Genomic DNA, 7730 nt, shown 5'->3' on the forward strand with positions numbered 1-7730 from the left:
GCGTTCCGCCCCCCGTCCGGGTGCCGGCGCGCCGCGTCCCGGTGGCCCCAAGCAGGGCGAGCGCCCCGGCGGTCAGGGTGCCGCCAAGCCGGGCGGTCCCCGTCCGGGTGCCGGCGCGCCGCGTCCCGGTGGCCCCAAGCCGGGCGCCCGTCCCTCCGGCCCGCGGCCGGGCAACAACCCCTTCACCTCCGGTGGCTCCACCGGCATGGCCCGTCCGCAGCCGCGTCCGGCCGGCGGTCGTCCCGGTGCCGGTCCCGCCGGTCCCCGTCCCCAGGCCCCCGGCCAGGGCGGCGGCCCGCGTCCCCAGGCCCCGGGCGGCGGTCGCGCCACCCCGGGCAACATGCCGCGTCCGCAGGCCGGGCCCGGTGGTCCGCGTCCGGGCGGCGGCAACCGCCCCAACCCGGGCATGATGCCGCAGCGGCCCGCCGCGGGCGGTCGTCCCGGTCCGGGCGGTCCCGGCGGTCGCGGCCAGGGCGGCGGAGGTCGTCCCGGTGGCGGCTTCGCCGGTCGCCCCGGTGGCGGCGGCGGTCGTCCCGGTGGCGGTTTCGCCGGTCGTCCGGCCGGCCCCGGTGGCGGCGGCGCCGGTCGTCCGGGTGGTCCCGGCGGTGGCGGCGGCTTCGGCGGTCGTCCCGGCTTCGGTGGTCGTCCCGGTGGTCCGGGTGGCCGCGGTGGCACCCAGGGCGCCTTCGGTCGTCCGGGCGGGCCGGCCCGTCGCGGGCGCAAGTCCAAGCGGCAGCGCCGCCAGGAGTACGAGGCCATGCAGGCGCCGTCGATCGGCGGCGTGATGCTGCCGCGCGGCAACGGCGAGACCGTTCGCCTGTCCCGCGGCGCCTCCCTCACCGACTTCGCCGAGAAGATCAACGCCAACCCGGCCTCGCTGGTGCAGGTGATGTTCAACCTCGGTGAGATGGTCACCGCGACCCAGTCGGTCTCCGACGAGACGCTGCAGCTGCTCGGCGACGAGATGAACTACACCGTCCGCATCGTCAGCCCGGAGGAGGAGGACCGCGAGCTGCTCGAGTCCTTCGACATCGACTTCGGCGAGGACGAGGGCGGCGAGGAGCTCCTGGTGGCCCGTCCGCCGGTGGTCACCGTGATGGGTCACGTGGACCACGGAAAGACGCGCCTGCTGGACGCCATCCGGAAGACCAACGTCATCGAGGGCGAGGCCGGCGGCATCACCCAGCACATCGGTGCCTACCAGGTCTCCACGGAGGTCAACGGCGAGGAGCGGGCGATCACCTTCATCGACACCCCGGGTCACGAGGCGTTCACCGCCATGCGTGCCCGCGGTGCGAAGTCGACGGACATCGCCGTCCTGGTCGTCGCGGCCAACGACGGTGTGATGCCGCAGACGATCGAGGCGCTCAACCACGCCAAGGCGGCCGACGTGCCGATCGTCGTCGCGGTCAACAAGATCGACGTCGAGGGCGCGGACCCGACCAAGGTGCGCGGTCAGCTGACCGAGTACGGCCTGGTGGCCGAGGAGTACGGCGGCGACACCATGTTCGTCGACATCTCCGCCAAGCAGGGCATCAACATCGAGGGTGTCCTGGAGGCCGTGATCCTCACCGCCGACGCCGCGCTCGACCTGCGGGCCAACCCGAAGCAGGACGCGCAGGGCATCGCGATCGAGGCGCACCTGGACAAGGGCCGCGGTGCCGTGGCCACCGTCCTGGTGCAGCGCGGCACCCTGCGGGTCGGCGACGTCATGGTCGCGGGCGACGCCCACGGCCGTGTGCGGGCCATGCTCGACGACGCCGGTCGCAACGTCGAGGAGGCCGGTCCGTCCACCCCGGTCCTGGTGCAGGGTCTGACCAACGTGCCGGGCGCGGGCGACAACTTCCTCGTCGTCGGCGAGGACCGCACCGCCCGCCAGATCGCCGAGAAGCGTGCCGCCCGCGAGCGGAACGCCGCCTTCGCCAAGCGGGTCCGCCGGGTCTCCCTGGAGGACCTGGACAAGGCGCTCAAGGCCGGCGAGATGGAGCAGCTCAACCTCATCATCAAGGGTGACGCCTCCGGTTCGGTCGAGGCGCTGGAGTCCGCGCTGCTGCAGCTGGACGTCGGCGAGGACGTCGAGCTGCGGGTGCTCCACCGGGGCGTCGGCGCGGTCACCGAGACCGACATCGACCTGGCCACCGGCTCGGACGCCATCGTCATCGGCTTCAACGTGCGCGCGGCCGGCCGCGCCACCCAGATGGCCGACCGCGAGGGCGTGGACGTCCGGTACTACTCGGTCATCTACCAGGCGATCGAGGAGATCGAGGCGGCCCTGAAGGGCATGCTGAAGCCGGAGTACGAGGAGGTCGAGCTCGGCACCGCGGAGATCCGCGAGGTCTTCCGGTCCTCCAAGCTCGGCAACATCGCCGGTGTCCTCATCCGGTCGGGCGAGGTCAAGCGGAACAGCAAGGCCCGCCTGCTGCGCGACGGCAAGGTCATCGCGGAGAACCTCAACATCGAGGGTCTGCGCCGGTTCAAGGACGACGTCACCGAGATCCGCGAGGGTTACGAGGGCGGTATCAACCTCGGCAACTTCAACGACATCAAGGTCGACGACGTCATCGCCACCTACGAGCTGCGGGAGAAGCCCCGGGGCTGATCCCGCCGAACCGCTCGGCGGAACACACCGGGGCCGGGCGGCGGAGCACAACTCCGTCGCCCGGCCCCGGCCGTTCCGCCTACGATCTTGGGCATGTACACCGGGACGCTCTCGTTCGACCTGTTGCTCGGCGACGTTCACTCCCTCAAGGGAAAGCGTTCGCTGGTCCGCCCGATCGTGGCGGAACTGCGCCGGTCCCTCGCGGTCTGTGCCGCGGAGGTCGGTGACCAGGATCTGCACCGTCGCGCCCGCATCGGGGTCGCGGCGGTCTCCGGGGACGCCGGTCACCTGACCGACATCCTCGACCGGTGCGAGCGGATGGTCGCCGCCCGCCCCGAAGTGGAGCTGCTGTCCGTGCGGCGGCGCATCCACGGCGAGGACGACTGAACCGCGGTCGTCCCCGTCCGCGACCAGGCACCAACACAGAGGAGACGGAGCAGTGGCCAACAACGCGCGCGCCGACAACCTGGCGAAACTCATCCGCGAGGTGGTCGCCGAGAAGTTGCAGCGGGGCATCAAGGATCCCCGCATCCAGAACAACCAGGTGACCGTCACCGACACCCGGGTCACCGGGGACCTGCGGGAGGGAACCGTCTTCTACACCGTCTACGGCGGGGAGGAGGAGCGCGCGGCGGTCGCCGCCGGACTGGAGAGCGCGAAGGGAATGCTCCGCTCGGAGGTCGGGAAGGCCGCCGGCATCAAGCACACCCCGAGCCTGACCTTCATCCCCGACGCCCTGCCGGAGAACGCCCGCGCCATGGAGGAGCTCTTCTCCGCGGCCCGGGAGCGCGACGCCCGCCTGCGCCGCGAGGCCGAGGGCGCCGGTTACGCGGGTGACCCCGACCCCTACCGTCGTCCCGCCGCGGAGGACGAAGAGGCCGGGGAAGGCGACGGGGGCGGCTCCCGCGCATGAGCCGTCGTTCCACCAAGGGGCCCGACGGGCTGGTCGTCGTCGACAAGCCCGCCGGGCACACCTCCCACGACGTGGTCGCCCGGCTGCGCGGCATCGCCCGCACCCGCCGGGTCGGCCACGCCGGCACGCTCGACCCGATGGCCACCGGTGTGCTGGTCATCGGTCTGGGGCGGGCCACCAGACTGCTCGGCCACCTCGCGCTCACCGACAAGGAGTACCTGGGCACCATCCGGCTCGGCCAGGACACCGTCACCGACGACGCGGAGGGCGAGGTCATCGCCGGGCGGGGAGCCGGGACGGTGGACCGCGGGGCTGTCGAGGCCGCCGTGGTGCCGCTGACCGGGGAGATCATGCAGGTTCCCGCCCGGGTGAGCGCCGTGAAGGTCGACGGCAAGCGGGCCCACCGTCGGGTCCGGGAGGGCGAGGAGGTGGAGCTGCCGCCCCGTCCGGTCACCGTCTCCCGGTTCACCGTCCACGAGGTCGTTCCCGCGACCGCCGAGGACGGCACCCCGGTGCTCGACGTGACGGTGACGGTGGCCTGTTCCTCGGGCACCTACATCCGCGCGCTCGCCCGTGACCTGGGAGCCGCGCTGGGGACCGGGGGGCACCTCACCGCGCTGCGGCGCACCCGGGTGGGCCCCCACCGCATCGAGGACGCCGTCGGCCTGGAGGACCTCGCCGAGCGGGCCCGGGCCGGCTCCGGGGACGCCGGTGGGACGCGTGGGGCGAACGGGGAGCCGGCCCCCGCCCTGGTCCCGATGACGCTGGAGGACGCCGCGGCCACGGCCTTCCCCCGCTGGGACCTCGACGCCCGCCGCACCCGTTTGATCGCCAACGGCGTGCGATTGGACGCGGAGGAACTGCCCGGGGACCTGCGTGCCGCCGGGCCGGTGGCGGCCTTCGGCACCGACGGCCGCCTGGTGGCCCTGGTCGAGGCGGAGGGGCGGCACATCCGGGTCCGGGTGGGTTTTCCCGAGGCGTGACCACCGGCGGCGGGTCCCGGCACGAGCCGGACCCGCCGCCGGCACGACCCGGGGAGCCGAACCCGTCCGCACCGGGGCGGGCCGCTGACGGCCCCCGGTGACCGGCCGGTATGTTGGACCGGAAGCCCCCTTCCACGGCGAGGAGAGACAACGGTGGAGCGCTGGAACGGACTGGCGGACGTCCCGGTCGACCGGGAGGGCGCCGTCGTCACCATCGGCTCCTTCGACGGCGTGCACCGCGGCCACCGGGTGATCATCGGGAAAGCGGTGGAGCGTGCCCGGGAGCTGGGGCTTCCCGCCGTGGTGGTCACCTTCGCCCCCCATCCGATGGAGGTCATCCGACCCGGCAGCCACCCGCCGCTGCTCGCCCCGCACCCGTACCGCGCCGAACTCATGGCCGAGCTGGGGGTGGACGCGGTGCTGGTCCTCCCCTTCACCCGGGAGTTCTCCCGGCTCTCCCCGGAGGAGTTCGTGGTGAAGGTGCTGGTGGAGAAGCTGCGGGCCCGCACCGTGGTCGAGGGCCCCAACTTCCGCTTCGGCCATCGGGCGGCGGGCACCGTGGACACGCTGATCGAGATGGGCCGGGAACGCGGCTTCGACGTGCTGGTGGTGGACCTCTTCGTGCGCGGCACGGCGGGGGACGGCGAGCCCTTCTCCTCCACCCTCGTCCGCCGGCTGATCGCGGAGGGCGATGTCGCCGGCGCCGCCGAGATCCTGGGGCGTCCCCACCGGGTCGAGGGCACCGTGGTCTCCGGCGCCCGACGAGGGCGGGAGCTGGGTTTCCCCACCGCCAACCTGGACACCGTGCCCCACTCGGCGATCCCGGCGGACGGTGTGTACGCCGGCCGTCTCATCGCGGGGGAGGCCATGCCTGCCGCCATCTCGGTCGGCACCAACCCCCAGTTCAACGGCACCGAGCGCACGGTCGAGGCGTACGCCCTGGACCGCACCGACCTCGATCTGTACGGCGATCACGTCGCCGTGGAGTTCCACGCCCGCCTGCGGGGCCAGGAGACCTTCCCCGATCTGGAGGCGTTCATCGCCCGGATGCACCGGGACGTGGAGCTGACCCGTGAGCTGATGACCGGCGCCGACTGACCCACGGGACCCCGCCGAGCCGCGTCCCGGCGGATTCGTCCCCGCGGTACCGCCCGACACGCCGAACGGCGGCCGGCGGGAAGGAGATCCTTCCCGCCGGCCGCCGTTCGGCATGTTCCCTCCCGGCTCACTCCTGCCGGGGAGGCTGCTGCGGCCATCCCGGCGGCGCGGGCGGTCGCGCCTCCCGCTGGTCCTCCTCCGGGTGCTGTGCCCCCGGCTGCGGCGCGGCGCCGGGGGAGCCCGGCGCACCGGGGTACGGTGCGCCCGGGTACGGGGCGCCGGCGAACCGGGGGTCCTGCCCGGGCTGCGGATACGGCGCGCCCGCCCCGGGAGCCCCCTGCGGGTCCCCCGGCCACCGGCCGGGGGGCCGACCCTGCGAACCGGGGTGCCCCGGGTAACCGGGAGGCCCCGGGTGGGGAGGGTGAGCGGCGGGATGCCCCGGCTGCTGCCCCGGGGCCTGCGGGGCGCCCGGGTACGGCTGCGGATGACCCGGCCCGGTCGCGTATCCGGCGGGGGACCGGCCCGGCAGCGGAGGCGCCATGTGCGGGGGCATCCCCCCGTCCTGCGTCCACAACCCCTGCTCCTGCTGGGCACGGGTGAAATCCTCCGCGATCAGCGCCGCGAGGTCGAAGTACGCCTGCCGGGTGCGGGGGCGCATCAGGTCCAGGTCGAGTTCGGCGCCCGCCGCCAGGTGCTCGTCGAAGGGGGCCACCACCACGCCCCGGCAGCGGGTGCGGAAGTGGGCGACGATGTCGTCCACCTTGACCATCCGGCCGGTCTCCCGCACCCCGGAGATCACCGTGACGCTGCGCCGCACCAGCTCGTCGTAGCCGTTGGCGGAGAGCCAGTCCAGGGTGGTGCTGGCGCTGCTGGCACCGTCCACCGACGGCGTGGAGACGATGATCAGCTGGTCCGCGAGGTCGAGCACGCCGCGCATCGCGCTGTAGAGCAGGCCCGTTCCGGAGTCGGTGAGGATGATCGGGTACTGCCTGCCCAGGACGTCGATGACGCGACGGTAGTCCTCGTCGTCGAAGGTGGTGGAGATCGCCGGATCCACGTCGTTGGCGAGGATCTCCAGGCCGGAGGGCGCCTGCGAGGTGAAGCGGCGGATGTCCATGTAGCTGTTCAGGTGGGGGATGGCCCCCACCAGGTCGCGGATCGTCGCACCCGTCTCGCGTCGCACCCGGCGGCCCAGGGTGCCCGCGTCCGGGTTGGCGTCGATGGCGATCACCTTGTCCTGCCGCTCCGAGGCCAGGGTGGCGCCCAGCGCCGTGGTGGTCGTCGTCTTGCCCACACCGCCCTTGAGGCTGATCACGGCGATCCGGTAGCAGGACAGCACGGGCGTGCGGATCACCGCCAGCTTCCGCTGCCGCTCGGCCTCGGCCGACTTGCCGCCCAACCGGAAGCGGGAGGGGGTGCGGCTCGGGGCCTGCGAACGGGGGCGGTTGCGCCGCTTCTCGTTCAGCAGACGATCGGAGGAGAGCTCCACCGAGGCGGTGTACCCCAGCGCTCCCGGCTGGGGGGCCGGGGCGTACTGCCCCGGCTCGGGCCAGGCCGCCCCGCTCCGCGGATCCTGCGGCGGGACGGGAGGGCCGGCGGACGGCCCGGTCTCCCCGCCCGGGGTGCTGCCGGTCCGGGGATCGACGCCGGGGTGCGCCGGCCACCCCCCGGCGGGTGGCACGGAGGGCTGCCCCCCGGGTGCTCCGGGAGCCCCGGGCCCGGGGTATCCGTAGCCGTCGGATGCCCCGTCGGATGCCCCGGCGGGTGCGGCGGTGGGTCCGGGTGTTCCGGGGGCTCCGGGGGTCGGTGGCGCGGTGGGGTGTCCCCCGGGTGCTCCGGGGTATCCGTAGCCGGCCGGTGCCCCGGTGGGAGGGGACCCCGGGAAGGGCGTCCCCGGCTGTGCGGAGGGAGCCCCGGGGCCGGGAAAGCCGTAGCCGCCGGGAACCCCGGGCGGAAAGCCCCCCGGACCGTTGGAGTCGTACGGGCTCCGGCTCCCCGGCGCCCCGGCGCCCTCCGGACCGGGCGTGCCGGGCTGCCCCGGGGGCGGAACGGCCCCCGACCCGCCGGGGCCGTACGGCTGCCCCGGGGCGGGGGTGGCGCCGGGCCCGCCGGGAGTGGCCGGCGCGGGGTATCCGTG

Annotated in this window: 6 protein-coding genes; 5 read left to right on the forward strand and 1 reads right to left on the reverse strand. The window is 74.4% G+C overall.

Features of this window, described 5'->3' with window-relative positions; genetic code table 11:
* The 5 genes from infB to FOE67_RS10845 all read left to right on the forward strand — a co-directional run.
* Nucleotides 1-2599: translation initiation factor IF-2 (gene infB / locus FOE67_RS10825; protein WP_182663001.1), on the forward strand; the 2599-nt coding region annotated here is incomplete at its 5' end.
* Between the two features lie 93 nt (nucleotides 2600-2692).
* Complete coding sequence (locus tag FOE67_RS10830; protein ID WP_182663003.1) at nucleotides 2693-2986, forward strand: DUF503 domain-containing protein; 294 nt, start codon at nucleotides 2693-2695, stop codon at nucleotides 2984-2986.
* A gap of 52 nt (nucleotides 2987-3038) precedes the next feature.
* The gene (gene rbfA, locus FOE67_RS10835) at nucleotides 3039-3512 is read left to right on the forward strand and encodes a 30S ribosome-binding factor RbfA (RefSeq protein WP_182663005.1); all 474 of its coding nucleotides are present in this window, start codon (nucleotides 3039-3041) and stop codon (nucleotides 3510-3512) included.
* On the forward strand, nucleotides 3509-4495 hold the full coding sequence (gene truB / locus FOE67_RS10840) for a tRNA pseudouridine(55) synthase TruB (protein ID WP_182663007.1): 987 nt from the start codon (nucleotides 3509-3511) through the stop codon (nucleotides 4493-4495). The genes rbfA and truB overlap by 4 nt, the downstream gene beginning before the upstream one ends.
* Nucleotides 4496-4648: 153 nt before the next feature.
* A complete protein-coding gene (locus FOE67_RS10845; RefSeq protein ID WP_182663009.1) occupies nucleotides 4649-5593 on the forward strand; it encodes a bifunctional riboflavin kinase/FAD synthetase in 945 nt (314 codons plus the stop codon).
* A 127-nt stretch (nucleotides 5594-5720) separates the two neighbouring features.
* Here FOE67_RS10845 and FOE67_RS10850 read toward each other — a convergent pair.
* The coding region (locus tag FOE67_RS10850; protein ID WP_182663011.1) for a MinD/ParA family ATP-binding protein at nucleotides 5721-7730 on the reverse strand (2010 nt) is incomplete at its 5' end.

The organism is Streptomyces calidiresistens (genome assembly GCF_014141525.1).
Classification (GTDB): Bacteria; Actinomycetota; Actinomycetes; order Streptomycetales; family Streptomycetaceae; genus Streptomyces; species Streptomyces calidiresistens.

What these genes read in the sequence shown, in the direction of transcription:
- FOE67_RS10830 (WP_182663003.1), top strand. Translation starts at nt 2,693, where the DNA reads ATGTACACCGGGACGCTCTCGTTCGACCTGTTGCTCGGCGACGTTCAC.
- truB (WP_182663007.1), top strand. Translation starts at nt 3,509, where the DNA reads ATGAGCCGTCGTTCCACCAAGGGGCCCGACGGGCTGGTCGTCGTCGAC.